Genomic DNA, 390 nt, shown 5'->3' with positions numbered 1-390 from the left:
AGATCGATAATGCACAGACCCTTTCCACTTTTAGAATCAAAAAGGATATTATTTAACTTCGTATCATTGTGTGTTACACGAAGTGGAAGCGTTCCGTCCTCCTGCCGGCTTACCAGTACCGCACAGTCATCTTTTCTCTTCAACACAAAGTCGATCTCCGGTCGGCATCCCGCTTTACGGTTTTTCAAATCCCGCTTCAGAGCAACTTCAAAAGCCTCAAACCGCTTGACCGTATTGTGAAAATCCGGAATCGTCTCATGTAATTTGGACGCAGGATAATCTCCAAGCTGCTTCAAAAAATGACCGAAACTGCTTCCGGACTGGTAAAACTGTTCCGGCTCCTCCACAAGCTGATAACACTCGGAATCTGGAATAAAATTATAGCATCTC

The 390-nt window shown here is 44.4% G+C and carries 1 protein-coding gene; it reads right to left on the bottom strand.

Annotated elements, in window-relative coordinates:
* The coding region (locus HJY11_RS13340) for a phosphotransferase (RefSeq protein WP_368041609.1) at window positions 1-347 on the bottom strand (347 nt) is incomplete at its 3' end.
* Window positions 348-390: the final 43 nt, after the last annotated feature.

Origin of the sequence: Bittarella massiliensis (ex Durand et al. 2017) (assembly GCF_017566145.1) — a bacterium.
Classification (GTDB): domain Bacteria; phylum Bacillota; class Clostridia; order Oscillospirales; family Ruminococcaceae; genus Bittarella; species Bittarella massiliensis_A.
Note: the sequence above shows the minus strand (reverse complement) of the source record. Positions and strands in the feature narration are given on the sequence as shown.